Raw genomic sequence first — 18,438 nt, 5'->3', positions numbered from 1 at the left:
TACGCTGAAGAAAAGAATGCAACAGTGTAACGTACTGCTCCCAACGCCATGGGCAAAACCGAGGTTTCAGACAGGAATCGGCAAGCGTCTCAGCCTGCCTCTACCCGGTTGCGACCCGCATCCTTGGCCCGGTACAACGCCTGATCGGCTCTTTTGATCACCAGATCGCTGCGATCACCGGCCCTGAAGGCACTCAGTCCGACGGACACGGTAATGGTCACTGGCTCGCCCTTGAAGTGGAACGGACACGCCTCGACCGCCGCTCGCAGGGCTTCCACTATCCGCGCGCCCGCTGGCAACGGGGTATTGGGCATCAGCAGGACAAACTCCTCGCCGCCGAAACGCGCGATAAAGTCGCTGCCACGCAGGCGCTTGCGCAACACGTTGGCGATGATCTTCAACACCTTGTCACCGGCCAGATGGCCGTAGTTGTCGTTGATCCGCTTGAAGTGATCGAGGTCGAGCATGGCCAGCAGCAAGCTGTTGCCATGTTGCCGCCATAGACCGACCTCGTGCTCCAGACGCTCGGTCCAGGCGGCGCGGTTGGGCAACCCGGTCAGCGGATCGATCAGGGCCTTTTGCCGCTGTTCCTCCAGGTGCTCACGGTAGCCCTGGGCCTCCTGCTCCATGCTCGAAACCCGCTCTGCCAGGCTTTGCAGACGGGCCGCCACTTCCTTCTCACGCTCATCGCGCTGCTTCTGGTGGTGATCCATGGTGCCCAGCAGGCCTTCCAGGTGGCTTTCCAGTACCTGCTTGAGGTCATCCAGATCTGCCGCCTCCTGCACGCTGCTCTGCAGGCCATCGACCTGCTCACGGATCTGGGTGTCCATGGCCCGTGCCGCCGAGCTGCTGTCGGCGTGGCCATCACTGGCCGCCTGCAGATTGCTCTGGAAGGCCTCAAGGCGCTCGTTAAGCTGTTTGAGGTACGTCTCGAACTCATGCTGGCCCGAATCGGTGATTGCCAGCATCAGTACCGCCAGATCATCGAGGATTGGCAGCAACTCGTACCAGTTCAGGCCATGTTGCAGACGATCACGCATGGCTTCGGCCTGAGGCCGATGGCGTTCCGGCAGACTCAGGTCATCGAGCAGTCCCAGCAGGGTGTGTTCGATATGCCTGGCCACCGAGCTGTAGGAGGGCTCAGGAGAGTCCGGCAGGGCGTAGAGCACATCGTGCTCGGATTGCTCTGGATCGATGGCCGCCAAGGCCTCGGCCATGACCGGCGGCAAGGGCAGGCTGTCGAGCAGCACTGCCGGGGAAACCGCGGGAAGCGGCAACAGCTCATCGGGGTTGATCGGACCGGGCTCGCTCTGAGGTGCGGCGGGTACTTCTGCCGGCGGCTGCAGAGGCGCTACCGGTAAAGCATCGACGGCGACAGAGGCCGGAGGCGCGACCTCGGCTGCAGCCGGAGCAGGCACTTCGATCGCGACCTGGGGCGCTGGCCCAAGGGACTCTTCCTGTGCCAGGACTGGTGGCACGAATGCCACCACCGACGACGGGGGCGGTACGCTGGCCGTTTCGGGCTCAATCTTGGCAGGGGCCTCGGAAACGGGCTGCGCAGCGGGTGTTGCCTCGGGCTTGGCCGGTGTCACGGCGACAGGTGCCGGAGGGACCTCAGCGACTTCCGGCAAATCCGTGGCCGGGGTCTGATAATGCTCGCGAACCACTTCGTCCGCTTCGCCAGCCTCTTCAACCTGGGGACGGGAGTTCACCGCAGGGACAGGAGCAGGCGCCGCTGGCGTAACCGCCTCAGCCTGGGGAGCATCGGCGGCGTCACGGGCCCCGAACAGGCGCTGCAACAGACTCGGGCGATCTGGTTCGGCGGGCGTTTCCAGCTGGCTCAGGGCCTTGCCCTGAAGATTGCTCAGCTCCCCCAGCAGCAAGGGGATCTCTCGCGCCTGACTGACCCGGCCATCCAGTTGCTTGGCGAAGGCCTTCAACGGGCGGCTGACTTCCCGGGGCAAGGGCAGGGACTGCAATTGGGTGACCAGGGCGGTCAAGGCACTGCTCATCTGGTTGACCCGGGTTTCACGCCGCTGCTCGGAGTCCAGCACGGCTTTTTCCAGACGGGGCAACAGCGCTGCAAGCCCGGCATCCATGTCGTCGGTGCGCACAACCTCGCGCATCTCCTTCATGCACTGGTCGACCGCACGATCGGTACCCTCCGCCGCCAGGGTGCTACGCACCAGGCCACGACGTAGCAAGTCCAGTCGAGCGGCCCATCGGCGCTCAAGCTTTTCCTGCTGCTCGATACTTTTGAGGTATTTCTCTTTCCAGCGTTGGGCGTCGTCGCTCATTCATCGGTTCCGCGAGGTGCAGGACTCAACGCGGGCAATGCATCGGCCGTGAGCGAACCCGGCAGACGAATCTCTACCGCGACCGGCAGGTGATCGGATATGGGTTGGGCCAGGACTTCGACTCGCTCCAGGGTCAGGCTGGGGCTGAGCAGGATATGGTCCAGGCAGCGTTGCGGACGCCAGCTGGGGAAGGTCGCCTGCAGTTGCGGCGCCAACAGGCTGAGGTCGCGTAAAGGGGAGTGCTCCAGCAGATCGCTGGCGTGGGTGTTCATGTCTCCCATCAGCACCTGATGCTTGTAGCCACCGATCAACTCGCGGATGTACGCCAGTTGCCGGGTTCGAGCCCGGGCGCCGAGCGCCAGGTGCATCATCACCACCACCAGCGCCTCGGGGCCTTCGCCAAATCGCACAAGGATCGCGCCGCGCCCCTTGGGGCCGGGCAGTGGATGGTCTTCGATAGCCCAGGGGCGCAAGCGACTGAGCACACCGTTGCTGTGCTGAGCCAGGCGTCCCAGGTTGCGATTGAGCTGTTGGTACCAGTAAGGGAAGGCACCCAGTTGGGCCAGGTGCTCCACCTGATTGACGTAGCCCGAACGCAGACTGCCACCATCGACTTCCTGCAGGGCTACCAGATCGAAGTCCCCCAGCAGATTGCCGATCTTCTGCAGGTTGTCCGCACGTCCGTTATGGGGCAGCAGGTGCTGCCAGCCACGGGTCAGGTAATGGCGATAACGCTCGGTGCTGATACCGACCTGAATATTGAAACTGAGCAAACGCAGGCGACTGTCCGCCGGCAGGCCGGTCGACGCCAAATGATGCTCGTTGACCTGCGGATCATGCAGGCCAACGATGCGTTCAGAGCCCCAGCGCGGCATGGCGGCGGCGCTTACTTGGCTGCGCGCTCTTTGGCAATCAACTGGTCGGCGACGCTCAGCGCACCTTCAGGACCACCGGCGGAGCCCAGGTCGAAACGGTACTTGCCGTTGACCACCATGGTCGGTACGCCAGTGATCTGGTAGGCCTGAGCCTTCTTCTTGGCGTCTTCGACCTTGCCTTTGACGGCGAAGGAGTTGTAGGTGCTCAGGAATTTGTCCTTGTCGACGCCTTCGGCTACCAGGAATTCGGCCATCTCTTCTGGAGTGGCGAGTTTCTTGCCGCTATGGATGGCTTCGAACACGGCCTTGTGAACCTTGTGCTCGACGCCCATGGCTTCCAGGGTGATGAACAGTTGGCCATGAACGTTCCAGATACCGCCGAACATCGCCGGGATACGCACAAAGTTGACATCGCTAGGGAGTTTTTCAACCCAGGGATTGATGGTCGGCTCAAAGGCGTAGCAGTGCGGGCAGCCATACCAGAACAGCTCTACCACCTCGATCTTGCCAGGCACGGCAACCGGAACGGCGCTGCTCAACTCGACATATGTTTTACCGGCTTCAAGCGGCTCGGCGGCTTGAGCGGTCACGCCAAACAGGCTGGCGGTGACGAGAGCGGCGCTGAGAATCAGATTACGCATGCTTTACTCCTGGACAATTTTGGCGCCTCGCGCGACCTGAATTCAGACAGATCATGGCGGGCTTGAGTTCGCTAGTGTAGCGGCAGACGCCATAAAAAAGGGCGGCCTGAGCCACCCTTTATGCTTGCACCGTCAGATTAATCGATCATTAACGTTGCCGCGGCTCAACACCCTCGGCAACTTGATCGAGCAGGCCTTAGTGCAGGCCCTGAATATAGCTGGACACCGCCTCGATGTCTTTGTTGCTCAACTTGGCGGCGATGCTGCGCATGACCATGGTATCGCCGTCGTTGGTGCGGTTGCCTTCGCGGAAGTCAGTCAGCTGCTTGGCCACATATTGTGCGTGCTGCCCACCCAGGTGAGGGAAGCCGGCCGCTGCGTTACCGGCGCCATTTGGCGCATGGCAGCCGGTGCAGGCTGGCATGCCTTGATCCAACTTGCCGCCCCGGAAGAGTTCTTCGCCACGGGCCACGACTTTAGGATCGGCGGCGCCGACGCTGCCTTTCTGGCTGGCGAAGTAGGCGGCGATGTCAGCCAGGTCCTGATCGTTCAGATTGGTCAGCATACCGGTCATTTCCAGCACTTGCCGCTTGCCGGACTTGATGTCGTGCAGCTGCTTCTCCAGGTACTTTTCCCCCTGACCCGCCAGCTTGGGAAAGTTTGGCGCCATGCTGTTCCCATCAGGGCCGTGGCAAGCGCCACATACTGCGGTTTTCGCCTGACCGGCAGCAGCGTCGCCTGCGGCATGGGCGACACCTGTGATGCCCAAGGTCAACAGCAGACTCACGAGTAATTTGTTCATCAGCTAATCCAACTACGGCTAAGGGTTAAGAGTTATGGACCGGAATCACTCGCTCATCCAATGGATGATGGCTCGGTAATCCTCGGCACTGCAGTCCATGCACAAACCACGCGGCGGCATCGCCTTGAAACCCTGGGTCACGTGTTGCACCAGCGTCTCCATACCTTGCGCCAACCTCGGCGCCCAAGCTTCCTGGTCGCCCTTGCGGGGCGCCGTGGGTAGTTGGCCGGAATGACAAGCCCCACAAACACGGTTGTACACAGCTTCCGGATCCTGTGTAGCCTGAGCGCTGTAAAGCGGCATCAAGACACCGGCAGCTAGCAGCCATTTCGTCATAAAACGACCTTTTCAGGGTTGAGAGCGTGCTGCGTTCTAATGCGCATTCAAGGTTTATCGCTCTCGTGAACTTCATCCTACGCTGGGACAAAGCGCACACAAAATCTGCGGCATTATATACTGGCGTTACTGAAACGGAAACGACACCGCTCGCCGCGTCCACTCTCGGCATCGCCCCTATCGGAAATCCCATGCAACTCAAGAACCCCATCCTCGGTCTGTGCCAACAGGCTACGTTCATGCTCAGCGCCGCCAAAGTCGACCAATGTCCTGACGATGACGGCTTTGAAGTGGCCTTTGCCGGGCGCTCCAACGCCGGTAAATCCAGCGCCCTGAACACCCTGACCCACGCCAGCCTGGCACGCACCTCGAAAACACCGGGTCGCACGCAGTTGTTGAACTTCTTCAAGCTAGACGACGATCGCCGTCTGGTCGACCTGCCGGGCTACGGTTACGCCAAAGTACCGATCCCGCTGAAGCAGCACTGGCAGCGCCACTTGGAAGCTTATCTGGGCAGCCGCGAGAGCCTTAAAGGCTTGATCCTGATGATGGACATCCGTCATCCCATGACCGACTTCGACCTGTTGATGCTGGACTGGGCGGTCGCCAGCGGCATGCCGATGCACATCCTGCTGACCAAGGCCGACAAACTGACCTATGGCGCAGCCAAGAACACCCTGCTCAAGGTGCAGTCGCAGATCCGCAAGGGCTGGGGCGAAGCGGTCACCATCCAACTGTTCTCGGCCCCCAAGCGCATGGGCCTGGAAGAGGCCTACACTGTGCTGGCAGGCTGGATGGAACTGGCCGACAAAGGCGCCGAAACCGAGGCCTGAGAAAGAGTTTCAAATTGTCTGCGCGGTGATCAGGCAAGGCAAAAAGCGGCGGGAAAGCGGAGTTTAGGGGCCTAAATGAGCATTTCCCGCCGCTTTTTAACGCAGCATGGTCGCCGCGCAGGCAATTTTCAGGCAAAAAAAACCCCGGACTTCGTATGGGGAGGGGGAAGTTCGGGGTTCAAGTTCTAGACCGCTAGGGCGGGGTCCAGATATCTGCCAACACTTAACACAACATAGGAGCATCGAAGGGCTTCACCAGCCATTCAGTAACTCTGAGTGAGCTTTCACCGATTTAGTTCCGGCGGATTGCAAAAACTATTGGCAATAAACGATGAAATTTTCCGTGCTAATAGCCCCTGGCCAGCTTTTACCGCGACACTATGCCGCGGCAAAAACCGCTTAAAAGAGCCCTTAGTGGGCCTCATCCCAGTTATTTCCCACGCCGACTTCAACCAATAACGGCACATCCAGAGTTGCGGCACCGCTCATGTAGCCGCGAATCTCATCACGTACTTGATCCACCAGGTCCTCACGCACCTCCAGTACCAGTTCGTCGTGTACTTGCAGAATGACCCGGGCATCCAGCCCCGAGGACTCCAGCCAGTTGTCCACCGCCACCATGGCCTTCTTGATGATATCCGCCGCCGTGCCCTGCATCGGCGCGTTGATCGCGGTGCGCTCGGCCCCGGCACGCTCCTGCGGCTTGTTGGAGTTGATCTCCGGCAGGTACAGCCGGCGACCGAAGATGGTCTCCACATACCCTTGGTCCGCCGCCTGGGCACGGGTACGGTCCATATACTCGCGAACCCCCGGATAGCGGGCGAAATAGGTATCGATGTAGGCCTTGGCCTGCTTGGTATCGACGCCGATATCCTTGCCCAGCTTCTGCGCGCCCATGCCATAGATCAGACCAAAGTTGATGGCCTTGGCACTGCGACGCTGATCGGACGTAACGTCCTTGAGCTCCACCTTGAACACTTCGGCAGCCGTAGCGGTGTGCACATCCAGGTTGTTGCGGAAGGCATTGAGCAGGCCTTCGTCCCGGGACAAGTGCGCCATGATCCGCAACTCGATCTGCGAATAGTCCGCCGCCAGCAGCTTGTAGCCGGCCGGGGCGATAAAGGCCTGGCGAATACGCCGACCTTCCGCGGTGCGCACCGGGATGTTCTGCAGGTTCGGATCACTGGAGGACAGACGCCCGGTAGACGCCACAGCCTGATGATAGGAGGTGTGGATACGCCCCGTGCGCGGGTTGATCTGCTCGGGCAGGCGATCGGTGTAGGTGCTTTTCAGCTTGCTCATGGAGCGGTACTGCATCAACACCCGAGGCAGCGGATAGTCGTCTTCGGCGAGCTTGGCCAACACCTCTTCAGCCGTAGAAGGCTGGCCCTTGGCGGTCTTTTTCAGCACCGGCAGGCCGAGCTTGTCGTAGAGAATCGTCCCCAGTTGCTTGGGCGAGCCCAGGTTGAACTCCTCACCCGCGATCTCGAAAGCCTCGCGCTCAAGGGCAACCATCTTGTCCCCCAGCTCGATGCTCTGAAGCCCCAGCAGCTTGTCGTCCACCAGAGCGCCCTGACGCTCGATACGCGCCAGGACCGGCACCAGCGGCATCTCGATATCGGTCAATACGCTGGCCAGGCTCGGAATGGCTGTCAGCTTCTCGAACAGCACCTGGTGCAGACGCAAGGTCACATCGGCATCTTCAGCAGCATACGGCCCCGCCTGCTCAAGGGGGATCTGATCGAAAGTCAGCTGTTTGGCGCCCTTGCCGGCGATGTCCTGGAAGCTCACGGTGCTGTGGTCCAGGTACTTCTGCGCCAGGCTGTCCATGTCATGGCGAGTGGCGGTGGAGTTGAGCACGTAGGATTCGAGCATGGTGTCGAAGGCAATGCCGCGCACAGTGATGCCATTGGCCTGATCGCCACCTATGGCGCAATTGGCCAGGATGTTCATGTCGAACTTGGCGTGCTGACCGACCTTGAGCAGCTTGGGATCTTCCAGCAACGGCTTCAAAGCCAGCAGCACAGTGTCGCGATCCAGCTGCTCCGGAACGCCCATATAGGAGTGGGTCAACGGAACGTAGGCCGCTTCCCCGGCCTTGACCGAGAAGGACAGCCCCACCAGTTGCGCCTGTTGTGCATCGATACCGGTGGTCTCGGTATCGAACGCAATCAGCTTGGCGTTTTTCAGCTTCTCCAGCCAGACCGCAAAACGCTCCTGGTCGAGGATGGTTTCGTACTGCAACTCAAGTGGCGCCTGCTCCGCCGCTGCCGGTTGCTCTGCCACCGCCTCAGGCGCCTCGGCAGAGCTGAGCTCGACGCGCTTGGCGTCTCGCTGCAAATCATCGAGCCAGCTCTTGAATTCCAGCAGGCTGTAGAGCTCCGCCAGTTTCTCGCGGTCGGGCTCGCGCAAGTGCAGGTCATCCAGCCCCACATCCAGGGCCACGTCTACCTTGATGGTCGCCAACTGATAGGAGAGAAAGGCCATCTCCTTGTGCTCTTCCAGCTTGGCCGGCAAGGTCTTGGCGCCGCGAATCGGCAGGGTCGGCACGATATCAAGCTGCTCGTAGAGCTCCTTCAGGCCACCATTGACCCCGACCAGCAAACCGGAAGCCGTCTTCGGACCAATACCCGGTACGCCCGGAATGTTGTCGGAAGAATCGCCCATCAGCGCCAGGTAATCGATGATCTGCTCGGGAGCGACGCCGAATTTCTCCTTCACGCCTTCCACATCCATGCTGCTACCGGACATGGTGTTGACCAAGGTAATGTGCCCGTCGACCAACTGGGCCATGTCTTTGTCACCGGTGGAAATCACCACCGGGCGATCCGCCGCCGCGCTGCTGCGGGCCAGGGTGCCGATCACGTCATCGGCCTCGACCCCTTCCACGCACAGCAGCGGGAAGCCCAGGGCGATCACGCTGGCGTGCAGCGGCTCGATCTGCACCCGCATGTCATCGGGCATGCTCGGGCGGTTGGCCTTGTATTGGGCGTACATGTCATCGCGGAAGGTCCCGCCCTTGGCATCGAAGACCACCGCGAACGGGCTGTCCGGATACTGCTTGCGCAGGCTCTTGAGCATGTTCAGCACGCCCTTGACCGCGCCGGTGGGCAGGCCTTTGGAGGTGGTCAGAGGTGGCAACGCGTGAAACGCGCGGTACAGATATGAAGAACCGTCCACCAGGACGAGGGGGGCTTGGCTCATGAGCAGGATCAACCTTTTCGGCGGGTCCGGCGCTAGAATAGCGGGACCGTTGACGACAAAGGGACAAGGTTATCATGCGCACACTAAATCGCTTGCTGCTGGCCGGCTTGATTGCAATCGCTCCAATGGCCGTGATCGCCGCAGAAGATGCGCCGTCAGCGGACCCGGAAGTGACCATTCGCACGGAAGGCGACAAGACCATCCAGGAATACCGGCAAAATGGTTTTCTGTACGCCATCAAAGTCACGCCCAAGGGCGGTAAACCCTACTTCCTGGTGCGCGCCGATGGCTCCGACGGCAACTTCATCCGTTCGGATCAGCCGGATATGCTGATCCCTTCGTGGAAAATCTTTGAGTGGTAAACCACTCCGACTTCAACTCATTGGCGCTGGCTCGATAGCGGCGCCCGTACTGGCAGTTTTTAACCATGTCTGTGTTCACCCCCCTGGCTCGGCCCGAGCTGGAAACCTTTCTCGCCCCTTATGGGCTCGGCCGCCTGCTTGACTTCCAGGGGATCGCCGCTGGTAGCGAAAACACCAACTTCTTCATCAGCCTGGAGCAGGGCGAGTTCGTCCTGACCCTGGTGGAGCGCGGCCCGGTCCAGGAAATGCCGTTCTTCATCGAACTGCTGGACGTGCTGCACCAGGCCGACCTGCCGGTGCCTTATGCGCTGCGCACCACAGACGGCGTGGCCCTGCGGGAATTGGCTGGCAAACCGGCGTTGCTGCAACCGCGCCTGGCAGGCAAGCACATCAAGGAAGCCAACGCCCAGCACTGTGCCCAGGTGGGTGAGTTGCTCGGGCATCTGCACGTGGCGACCAAGGACAACATGATCAAACGCAAGACCGATCGTGGCCTGGACTGGATGCAGGAGGAGGGCACCCAGCTGTTGTCGCATCTCGATACTCCCGCTCAAGACCTGCTGCAGCGGGCGCTGGATGAAATCACCAAACAGAAGACCAGCATCCTCGCCCTGCCCAGGGCCAACATCCACGCCGATCTGTTTCGCGACAACGCGATGTTCGAAGGCACCCACCTGACCGGCCTGATCGATTTCTACAACGCTTGCTCGGGGCCGATGCTCTACGACGTGGCCATTGCCTTGAACGACTGGTGCTCCGACGCCGAAGGCGTGATCGACGGACCACGGGCCCGGGCGCTGTTGGGCGCCTATGCGGCGCTGCGACCATTCACTGCGGCCGAGGCCGAACTCTGGCCGACCATGCTGCGGGTAGCCTGCGTGCGCTTCTGGCTGTCACGACTGATTGCCGCCGAGAGTTTCGCCGGGCAGGATGTACTGATTCACGATCCGATGGAGTTCCAGCAGCGTCTGGCACAGCGGCAACAGGTCAGCCTCACGCTGCCGTTCGCCCTGTAAAACGCTTCGCGGGCCAGCCCGCTCCTACAGGTGCACTCTGTAGGAGCGGGCTGGCCCGCGAAAGTCGTCCCGCAACAATCCCTGCTTAAAGCTGCTCCAGACAGCCCGCCAGATCGTTCCCCAATTTCTCCAGCACCTGCTCATAGCCCTGAGCGGTCGCGGGCGTATAACCACCCAGCGCATCCAGCTCCGCCAGTTTCACCGGCAGCCCGGCCACCAGGGTTTCCGCCAGCCGCGGACGCAGAGGCGGCTCGCTGAACACACAGGTCTTGCCCACCTGCTGCAAACGCGCGCGCATGGCCGCCACGTGCTGCGCACCCGGCTGCACTTCCGCAGCAACGCTGAACACCCCGGCGTGCTTGAGGCCATAAGCGTCCTCGAAGTAATCGAATGCCTCATGGAACACGAAGTAGGGCTTGCCGGCGATCCCCGCCAGACGAGCCTTCAAACGGGTATCCAGGGCATCCAGACGCTCATTGAATGCTTTCAGATTGCTCTGGTAACGGGCAGCGTTGGCCGGGTCGGCAGCACTCAAGTCCGCAGCAATGCGCGCCGCGATCACCCGGGCATTTATCGGCGACAGCCACAGGTGGGCATCCAGGGTTCCCGGGCGATGATCGTGATCGTGTTCGTCGGCTTCTTCGGCATGCGAGTGGCTATCTTCGGCGAAATGGCGAAGCTTCATGCCAGGCAGATCCTGCACCGCCACCGAGGGCAGGGTGCGTCCCTTAAGGACCCGCGGCAGAAAACCCTCCATGTCCGGGCCGATCCAGTACAGCAGGTCCACACTCTGCACCTTGCGTACGTCCGACGGACGCAGCGCATAGTTGTGCGGCGACGCACCCGGCGGCAGCAGCACCTCAGGAACCGCAACGCCGTCCTGCACCGCCGCCGCGATCAGTTGCAGCGGCTTGATGCTGGTGAGTACCCGGACTTCGGCCTGGGCCGAGCCGATCGCGAACAAGCTGAAGGTAAAAGCGACAAAAAGGCGAAAAAGTGTGGGCACGATGGACACTCGAAGAGGCGAGAACGGGTAACATAATAACGTCTCTCACAAACCTCGTCGCCGCTCATGCCTAAAACACCCCTTGCCAGCCGTCCACACGACCACTCTCACTGCGTACACAGCGCACTGTCTGAGGCCGACGCCCTGTGCGCACGGCAAGGCCTGCGCCTGACCGCCCTGCGTCGGCGGGTACTGGAGTTGGTGTGGCAAAGCCACAAGCCCCTGGGGGCTTACGACATTCTCGCCGTACTCAGCGAGCAGGACGGTCGCCGCGCCGCCCCGCCAACGGTTTACCGGGCCCTGGATTTCCTCCTGGAAAACGGCCTGGTACACCGCATCGCCTCGCTTAACGCCTTCGTCGGCTGCAACCACCCGGAACACGCGCACCAGGGCCAGTTCCTGATCTGTCGCGAATGCCACGCCGCCATCGAGCTCGAACAGAAATCCATCAGCGACGCCATCATCACCAGCGCCCGCGACGTCGGCTTCGTGGTCGAGGGCCAGACCGTCGAAGTGGTCGGACTCTGCTCGGGCTGCCAGGAGGCTTGATGAGCACTGCGTTGATCCGCCTCGAGCAGGTCGGGGTGACCTTTGCCGGGCAGAACGTCCTGGACAACATCCAGCTCAGCGTCGAGCCCGGGCAGATCGTGACCCTGATCGGCCCCAACGGCGCCGGCAAGACCACCTTGGTGCGCGCCGTACTGGGCCTGCTCAAGCCCGACAGCGGCAGCGTCTGGCGCAAGCCCAAGCTGCGGGTCGGCTACATGCCGCAAAAGCTCCATGTCGACCCGACCCTGCCCCTGTCGGTGCTGCGCTTTCTGCGCCTGGTGCCGGGCGTGGATCGCAGCCGAGCCTTGGCAGCCCTCAAGGAAGTCGGCGCCGAGCAGGTGATCGACAGCCCGGTGCAAAGCATTTCCGGCGGCGAAATGCAGCGCGTGCTGCTGGCCCGGGCATTGCTGCGCGAGCCTGAACTGCTGGTACTCGACGAGCCGGTACAAGGCGTTGACGTCGCCGGCCAGGCCGAGCTCTACAGCCTGATCACTCGCCTGCGGGACCGGCATGGCTGCGGCGTGCTGATGGTCTCCCATGACTTGCATCTGGTAATGAGCACCACCGACCAGGTGGTCTGCCTGAACCGCCACGTCTGCTGCTCGGGCCACCCCGAACAGGTCAGCGGCGATCCCGCCTTCGTCGAGCTGTTTGGCAAGAACGCGCCAAGCCTGGCGATCTACCACCACCATCACGATCACGCCCATGACCTGCATGGCTCGGTGGTCACCCAGCCCGCCTCGGGCCATACCCATGTCCACGGAGAAAACTGCAAGCATGGCTGATTTTCTGCTCTACGCCCTGCTCGCAGGTTTGGCCCTGGCGGTGGTTGCCGGCCCCTTGGGGTCCTTCGTGGTCTGGCGGCGCATGGCCTACTTTGGCGACACCCTGTCCCATGCTGCGCTCCTGGGAGTCGCCCTGGGTTTCCTGCTGGATGTCAGCCCCGCCGTGGCCGTCACCGTAGGTTGCCTGTTGCTGGCGGTGCTGCTGGTGACCCTGCAACAACGCCAGCCTCTGGCATCCGACACGCTGCTGGGGATTCTTGCTCCCAGCACCCTGTCCCTGGGCCTGGTGGTACTAAGCTTCATGCATGAAGTGCGAATCGACCTGATGGCCTACCTGTTCGGTGACCTGCTGGCGATCAGCCCGGGCGATCTGGCGTGGATTCTCGGCGGCAGCGCAGCGGTGCTGTTGCTGCTGGTGGCACTGTGGCGGCCCCTGCTGGCAATCACCGTGCACGAGGAGTTGGCCAAGGTCGAAGGCCTGCCCGTGGCTTCGCTGCGCCTGGCGCTGATGCTGTTGATTGCCGTGGTGATTGCGGTGGCGATGAAGATTGTCGGGGTATTGCTGATTACCTCGTTGCTGATCATCCCGGCCGCTGCGGCACAGCGTCACGCCCGTTCGCCGGAGCAGATGGCCCTGGGCGCAAGCCTGCTGGGCATGCTCGCGGTGTGCGGCGGGCTGGCGCTGTCCTGGTTCAAGGACACCCCGGCCGGGCCGTCGATCGTGGTCACGGCCGCCGCATTGTTTCTGCTGAGTTTTGTTCTGCCCCGTCGAGGGGTGTAGACTTGCTCGCTTTTTGCGCAATTAGAGAGTCGCAGGAATGAAGCCGTTCGCCTCCCGTTATCTGCTCCTTGTCGCATTCTCCCTGCTGCTGGGGGCCTGCCAAAGCACCCCACCGGCGACCACCCAGGTCCCCGATGCGCGGGCCTCGGCCATCGCGCAGCTGGAACAAAACATTGCCAGCAGTGAGCTGGCCACCGCTGAAGACCAACTCAGTGCGCTGCAGGCACAAACGCCTGACGACCCACAGTTGGTGCAATACCAGCGGCAGATTGCCGAAGCCTATCTGCAGCGCAGCCAGATCGTCCTGCAAAAGGGCGATGTGAATGCCGCGGCCACAGCCCTGAGTCGGGCTCGGGCGCTGATGCCCAAGGCGCCGGCGCTGACCGGTGGTGTCAACAACGCCATCGCTCATGCACGCAAGGCCGAGCTGGACCAGGCCGAAGCCGCCTTGAAGGCTGCCGAAGCGCGCCCAGCGGCCAAGCTGATCGATCCTGCGGCCCAGAGCACCACCATCGCCTTGAACGTCACCGATATCCGCAAGCTGCGTCATCAGCTCGATGCGCTGGCCACCGATGTGGTGAATTATCAGTGCGACGTGAGCATCCAGGTGCCGCGCACCGAAGATTATCCCTGGCTGTCGACCTTGCTCGGCAAGCGGGTGAAGAAGCTCGACCCCGACTTTGAACAGAAGATCAGCCGGCAGATCGTGCGCCACGTACCGGCGCAGATGGTCTTGAGCCCGCGCAAGGCGCAGTAAAGCCTTCGCCGGCAAGCCGGCTCCTACCGGGAGCGGGCTGGTCGGCGAAAGTTTGTTCAGGCCGGGATTGCCTTGGCCTTTTCCTCTCGATCCCAGACCCGATGCTGCCCAATGGCGGCAAAGAACGCTTTGAATGCCTTGGCATCTCCTCCAACGATCAAGCCCTTGTCCGCTTCCAGCTTGAGCACCGCCAGCAGCTCCCGGGCTTCGCCGTGCAAGGCGATGGCCTTGAGATGTTTGTAGGCCTCCAACAGGTAATGCAGCGCCACACCATTGCCGCTCAGGGTCTTGATCGACTGCGCACCGCCCGGCACGAACACCGCGTCGAACGCCACTGACGGCAGGCCCTCCATGGAAGCATCCACCGGCAAACGCTTGCCGTCCGCGGTGGTGACCGGTGCCGAGGTCGGCCCCAACAGCTTAGCGTGCGCCCCTTCGGCCGTGAGAGCCTTCTTCAACGCGTCAATCGCTGCACCATCAACGCCGTTGGCCGCAAGAATCGCCACTTTCCGCGTTTTGATATGACCCGGCAGCAGGTTCGCCTGGCTCAGGGCCGGCGAGCGTGTCAGCGACGTCTTGCGCTCAGCCACAGTGGCCTTCTTCGGCGCCGCCAGGCCCAGGTTCTCGGCCACACGAGCGGCCAGGTGCAGATCGATGTTGGCGAGAATTTCGTTTACCTGCCGCTCACGGATCCACTGCCGCTCGACCTTGCCCAGCTCGAAGCTGTAGGCCGCGATGATGTGTTCCTGCTCGTGCTTGCTCATGCTGTTGAAGAACAGCCGTGCCTGGGAGAAGTGATCGCCGAACGACTCGCTGCGCTGGCGGATCTTGTGGGCATCGATGCGCTCGTTATAACTCTCGAAACCACCATCCTGGGCCGCCGGCGGGGTTTCTTTCGGCCAGCCACCATCAATGGAGTTCGGCTCGTAGGCAGCCCGCCCCTTGTCGATGGTGCTGCGGTGCATGGCGTCGCGCTGACCATTGTGTAAAGGGATCAGCGGTCGGTTGATGGGCAGCTCATGAAAGTTCGGCCCACCCAGGCGACTGATCTGCGTATCGGTGTAGGAAAACAGCCGCCCTTGCAGCAACGGGTCGTTGGAGAAATCGATCCCCGGCACGATGTGCCCCGGGCAGAAGGCGACCTGCTCGGTTTCGGCAAAATAATTGTCGGGGTTGCGGTTGAGCACCATCTTGCCCAGGGGCGTGATGGGCACCAGTTCCTCGGGGATCAGCTTGGTGGGGTCGAGAATGTCGAAGTCGAAATTGTGTTCGTCTTCTTCGGCGATGATCTGCACGCCGAACTCCCACTCCGGGTAATCCCCGGCTTCGATGGAGTCCCACAGGTCACGGCGATGGAAGTCGGTGTCCTTGCCGGCGAGCTTCTGCGCCTCGTCCCAGACCAGGGAACAGGTGCCTACCGCCGGCCGCCAGTGAAACTTGACGAAGCTTGCGCGCCCCTCGGCGTTGATCAAACGAAAGGTGTGCACGCCAAAGCCCTGCATGCTGCGCAGGCTTTTCGGAATGGCCCGGTCGGACATGGCCCAGATCACCATGTGCGCCGATTCCGGCTGCAGGGAGACAAAGTCCCAGAAGGTGTCGTGGGCCGAGCCGCCGGTGGGGATCTCATTGTGGGGTTCGGGTTTCACCGCATGCACGAAGTCGGGGAACTTGATCGCGTCCTGGATGAAGAACACCGGCATGTTGTTGCCCACCAGGTCGAAGTTGCCCTCGTCGGTGAAGAATTTCACTGCAAATCCCCGGACATCACGCACGGTATCGCCGGAACCTCTTGGTCCCTGGACCGTGGAAAAGCGCACGAACACCGGGGTCTTCTTCTGCGGATCGCGCAGGAAACCGGCCTTGGTCAGCGCCGAATGATTGTCGTAGCTCTGGAAGTAGCCATGGGCGCCAACACCCCGGGCGTGGACGATGCGCTCGGGAATCCGCTCATGGTCGAAGTGGGTGATCTTCTCCCGCATGATGAAGTCTTCCAGCAGCGAAGGACCACGAGCGCCCGCCTTGAGGCTGTTCTGGTTGTCAGCGACCTTCACCCCCTGATTGGTCCGCAGGGCCTGACCCGTGGCGTCGGAGCGGAACGGCTCCAGGCTCTGCAACTTGGTGTTGCTGTTGCCCCGGTCCAGGGTATCGGTCCCGGCCATCTGGCTTTTCGGGGCATTGGGTTTTTTCGTACTCATCAGACAAAAACTCCTCGTTGGCGAAGTCCCTGGCACGCCGGGGCTTCGTGAACACAGGCCCGCAGGCACGGCACCTGGGGCTTCTCGAGTGGCTTAAGTAGTGACTGACGAGAAACTGCGAGCGTTCCTTTTTTATGACCTTTGATCGCGTTATTGCCAAATGGCAGGATGATTGCGAAATAAATGCTAAGAACCTCTATACGGACAGGCTAAAATGCGCGCCCGGCTAACCGCTGATCCTTTTCTAACGCGCCCCACAAGGTTCGCTACGTGATCGAGTTTCAAAACGTCCATAAAACCTACCGGGTCGCCGGTAAGGATATTCCCGCCCTGCACCCGACCAGTCTTCGGGTCGAGAATGGTCAGGTGTTCGGCCTGATCGGTCATTCCGGCGCGGGCAAAAGCACGCTGCTGCGCCTGATCAACCGCCTGGAAAACCCCAGCGGCGGCACGATCATCGTCGACGGTGAAGAAGTCACCGCGCTGGACGCCAACGGCCTGCGCCGCTTCCGCCAACAGGTCGGGATGATCTTCCAGCACTTCAATCTGCTGTCCTCCAAGACTGTGGCTGACAACGTCGCCTTGCCCCTGACCCTGGCCGGCGAGCTGTCGCGCAGCGACATCGAACGCCGTGTGGCTGAGTTGCTGGAGCGGGTCGGCCTGTCCGACCACGCCAAGAAATACCCGGCACAACTGTCCGGCGGCCAGAAACAGCGCGTCGGCATCGCCCGTGCCCTGGCCACCAAGCCAAAGATCCTGCTGTGCGACGAAGCCACCAGCGCCCTCGATCCGCAGACCACGGCCTCGGTCCTGCAACTGCTGGCCGAGATCAATCGCGAGCTGAACCTGACCATCGTTCTGATCACCCACGAAATGGACGTGATCCGTCGCGTCTGTGACCAGGTGGCGGTCATGGACGCCGGCCAGATCGTCGAACAGGGCTCGGTGGCCGAGGTGTTCCTGCACCCCAAGCACCCGACCACCAAACGCTTCGTCCAGGAAGACGAGCAGATCGACGAGAACGAGCAACGCGACGACTTCGCCCACGTACCGGGGCGTATCGTGCGCCTGACTTTCCAGGGCGATTCCACCTACGCACCGCTGCTGGGCACTGTGGCCCGGGAGACCGGGGTCGACTACAGCATCCTCGCCGGACGCATCGACCGCATCAAAGACACCCCTTACGGGCAACTGACCCTGGCCATCACCGGCGGTGACATGGAAGCGGCCTTCGCCCGCTTCACCGCGGCGGATGTCCACATGGAGGTGCTGCGCTAATGAGCGGCTTACTGCATTACTTCGACAACGTTGACTGGGCCGATATCGGAGTGGCAACCAGCGACACCATGGTCATGCTCAGCACGTCCCTGGTATTCACCGTACTGGTCGGCCTGCCGCTGGGGGTCTTGCTGTTCCTGTGCAGCCCAAGGCAGTTGCTGGAACAGAAAAATGTCTATTCGATCCTGGGCTTTGTGGTCAACGCCATCCGCTCGCTGCCGTTCATCATCCTGCTGATTGTGATGATTCCGACCACTATCCTCATCACGGGCACCTCCCTGGGTGTGGCGGGCGCCATCCCTCCGCTGGTGGTGGGCGCTTCCACCTTCTTCGCGCGCCTGGTGGAAACCGCTCTGCGTGAAGTGGATCGCGGCATTATCGAGGCCACCCAGGCCATGGGCGCCACGACCCGGCAGATCATCATGAACGCCCTGCTGCCCGAGGCCTGCCCCGGTATCATCGCGGCGATCACGGTCACCGCCATCGCCCTGGTCGGCTACACCGCCATGGCCGGTGTCGTGGGTGCAGGCGGCCTCGGTGACCTGGCCATTCGTTATGGTTACCAGCGTTTCCAGGACGATGTGATGGTGGTGACCGTGGTAATGCTGATTGTGTTGGTTCAGGTTCTGCAAACCGTTGGCGATAAGCTGGTGGTGCACTTTTCCCGCAAATAATTGCAATCGCCGGCCCCGGCCGGCAGGCGCCCGGGGTCGGGCGACTT

General features: G+C 61.8%; 17 protein-coding genes. 9 read left to right on the top strand and 8 right to left on the bottom strand.

The genetic code is table 11. The features are described 5' to 3' along the window. Positions 1-89 precede the first annotated feature (89 nt). The 5 genes from ACMGF8_RS05450 to ACMGF8_RS05430 all read right to left on the bottom strand — a co-directional run bounded on the left by ACMGF8_RS05450 (position 90) and on the right by ACMGF8_RS05430 (position 4,951). Positions 90-2,297 (bottom strand): GGDEF domain-containing protein, encoded by a 2,208-nt coding sequence (locus tag ACMGF8_RS05450; RefSeq protein ID WP_207166845.1) that lies wholly within the window; start codon positions 2,295-2,297, stop codon positions 90-92. Beyond that, on the bottom strand, positions 2,294-3,172 hold the full coding sequence (locus ACMGF8_RS05445) for an endonuclease/exonuclease/phosphatase family protein (RefSeq protein ID WP_102862498.1): 879 nt from the start codon (positions 3,170-3,172) through the stop codon (positions 2,294-2,296). Before ACMGF8_RS05445 ends, ACMGF8_RS05450 begins: the two co-directional genes overlap by 4 nt. 11 nt (positions 3,173-3,183) lie before the next feature. After that, the gene (locus tag ACMGF8_RS05440; RefSeq protein ID WP_102862497.1) at positions 3,184-3,813 is read right to left on the bottom strand and encodes a thiol:disulfide interchange protein DsbA/DsbL; all 630 of its coding nucleotides are present in this window, start codon (positions 3,811-3,813) and stop codon (positions 3,184-3,186) included. Positions 3,814-4,009: 196 nt separating this feature from the next. Beyond that, positions 4,010-4,615: a c-type cytochrome gene (locus ACMGF8_RS05435; RefSeq protein WP_102862496.1), complete on the bottom strand. Its 606-nt coding sequence runs from the start codon at positions 4,613-4,615 to the stop codon at positions 4,010-4,012. A gap of 45 nt (positions 4,616-4,660) precedes the next feature. After that, the gene (locus ACMGF8_RS05430) at positions 4,661-4,951 is read right to left on the bottom strand and encodes a c-type cytochrome (RefSeq protein WP_016963939.1); all 291 of its coding nucleotides are present in this window, start codon (positions 4,949-4,951) and stop codon (positions 4,661-4,663) included. A 191-nt stretch (positions 4,952-5,142) separates the two neighbouring features. Here ACMGF8_RS05430 and yihA point away from each other — a divergent pair, with 191 nt between their 5' ends. After that, on the top strand, positions 5,143-5,784 hold the full coding sequence (yihA, locus tag ACMGF8_RS05425) for a ribosome biogenesis GTP-binding protein YihA/YsxC (protein WP_060836883.1): 642 nt from the start codon (positions 5,143-5,145) through the stop codon (positions 5,782-5,784). A 411-nt stretch (positions 5,785-6,195) separates the two neighbouring features. On the opposite strand, the gene polA is transcribed toward yihA, so the two are convergent. Next, a complete protein-coding gene (polA, locus tag ACMGF8_RS05420) occupies positions 6,196-8,988 on the bottom strand; it encodes a DNA polymerase I (protein WP_102862494.1) in 2,793 nt (930 codons plus the stop codon). A 74-nt stretch (positions 8,989-9,062) separates the two neighbouring features. Between polA and ACMGF8_RS05415 the strand changes: the two genes are divergently transcribed. After that, positions 9,063-9,350, top strand: a complete 288-nt coding sequence (locus ACMGF8_RS05415) for a DUF2782 domain-containing protein (protein WP_102862493.1) — start codon at positions 9,063-9,065, stop codon at positions 9,348-9,350. 65 nt (positions 9,351-9,415) lie between these two features. Next, positions 9,416-10,366, top strand: coding sequence for a homoserine kinase (locus ACMGF8_RS05410; protein ID WP_102862492.1), 951 nt, complete (start codon positions 9,416-9,418; stop codon positions 10,364-10,366). Between the two features lie 85 nt (positions 10,367-10,451). Here ACMGF8_RS05410 and ACMGF8_RS05405 read toward each other — a convergent pair whose 3' ends face one another. Then, positions 10,452-11,381: a zinc ABC transporter substrate-binding protein ZnuA gene (locus ACMGF8_RS05405; RefSeq protein ID WP_102862491.1), complete on the bottom strand. Its 930-nt coding sequence runs from the start codon at positions 11,379-11,381 to the stop codon at positions 10,452-10,454. A gap of 57 nt (positions 11,382-11,438) precedes the next feature. Here ACMGF8_RS05405 and zur point away from each other — a divergent pair, with 57 nt between their 5' ends. The 4 genes from zur to ACMGF8_RS05385 are packed head-to-tail and all read left to right on the top strand — an operon-like array spanning position 11,439 to position 14,244. Beyond that, positions 11,439-11,921, top strand: coding sequence for a zinc uptake transcriptional repressor Zur (gene zur, locus ACMGF8_RS05400; protein WP_416758929.1), 483 nt, complete (start codon positions 11,439-11,441; stop codon positions 11,919-11,921). Beyond that, entirely contained in the window at positions 11,921-12,706 is a 786-nt protein-coding gene (znuC, locus tag ACMGF8_RS05395) for a zinc ABC transporter ATP-binding protein ZnuC (RefSeq protein ID WP_416758927.1), read from the top strand. The genes zur and znuC overlap by 1 nt, the downstream gene beginning before the upstream one ends. Further along, positions 12,699-13,487, top strand: coding sequence for a zinc ABC transporter permease subunit ZnuB (znuB, locus tag ACMGF8_RS05390; protein WP_102862489.1), 789 nt, complete (start codon positions 12,699-12,701; stop codon positions 13,485-13,487). The genes znuC and znuB overlap by 8 nt, the downstream gene beginning before the upstream one ends. Before the next feature lie 37 nt (positions 13,488-13,524). Then, a complete protein-coding gene (locus ACMGF8_RS05385; protein WP_102881442.1) occupies positions 13,525-14,244 on the top strand; it encodes a PA5502 family lipoprotein in 720 nt (239 codons plus the stop codon). Between the two features lie 56 nt (positions 14,245-14,300). On the opposite strand, the gene katE is transcribed toward ACMGF8_RS05385, so the two are convergent. Then, the gene (gene katE / locus ACMGF8_RS05380) at positions 14,301-16,475 is read right to left on the bottom strand and encodes a catalase HPII (protein ID WP_416758924.1); all 2,175 of its coding nucleotides are present in this window, start codon (positions 16,473-16,475) and stop codon (positions 14,301-14,303) included. Positions 16,476-16,709: 234 nt separating this feature from the next. On the opposite strand from katE, the gene ACMGF8_RS05375 reads away from it, so the two are divergent. Next, positions 16,710-17,717, top strand: coding sequence for a methionine ABC transporter ATP-binding protein (locus ACMGF8_RS05375; protein ID WP_102862486.1), 1,008 nt, complete (start codon positions 16,710-16,712; stop codon positions 17,715-17,717). Further along, positions 17,717-18,391, top strand: coding sequence for a methionine ABC transporter permease (locus ACMGF8_RS05370; protein ID WP_102862485.1), 675 nt, complete (start codon positions 17,717-17,719; stop codon positions 18,389-18,391). The genes ACMGF8_RS05375 and ACMGF8_RS05370 overlap by 1 nt, the downstream gene beginning before the upstream one ends. Positions 18,392-18,438 lie beyond the last annotated feature (47 nt).

This window comes from Pseudomonas sp. BNK-7 (genome assembly GCF_048072025.1).
In the GTDB taxonomy this organism is placed as follows: Bacteria; Pseudomonadota; Gammaproteobacteria; order Pseudomonadales; family Pseudomonadaceae; genus Aquipseudomonas; species Aquipseudomonas danubii.
The sequence above is the reverse complement of the archived record's forward strand: the minus strand, read 5'-3'. Positions and strand labels throughout refer to the sequence as shown.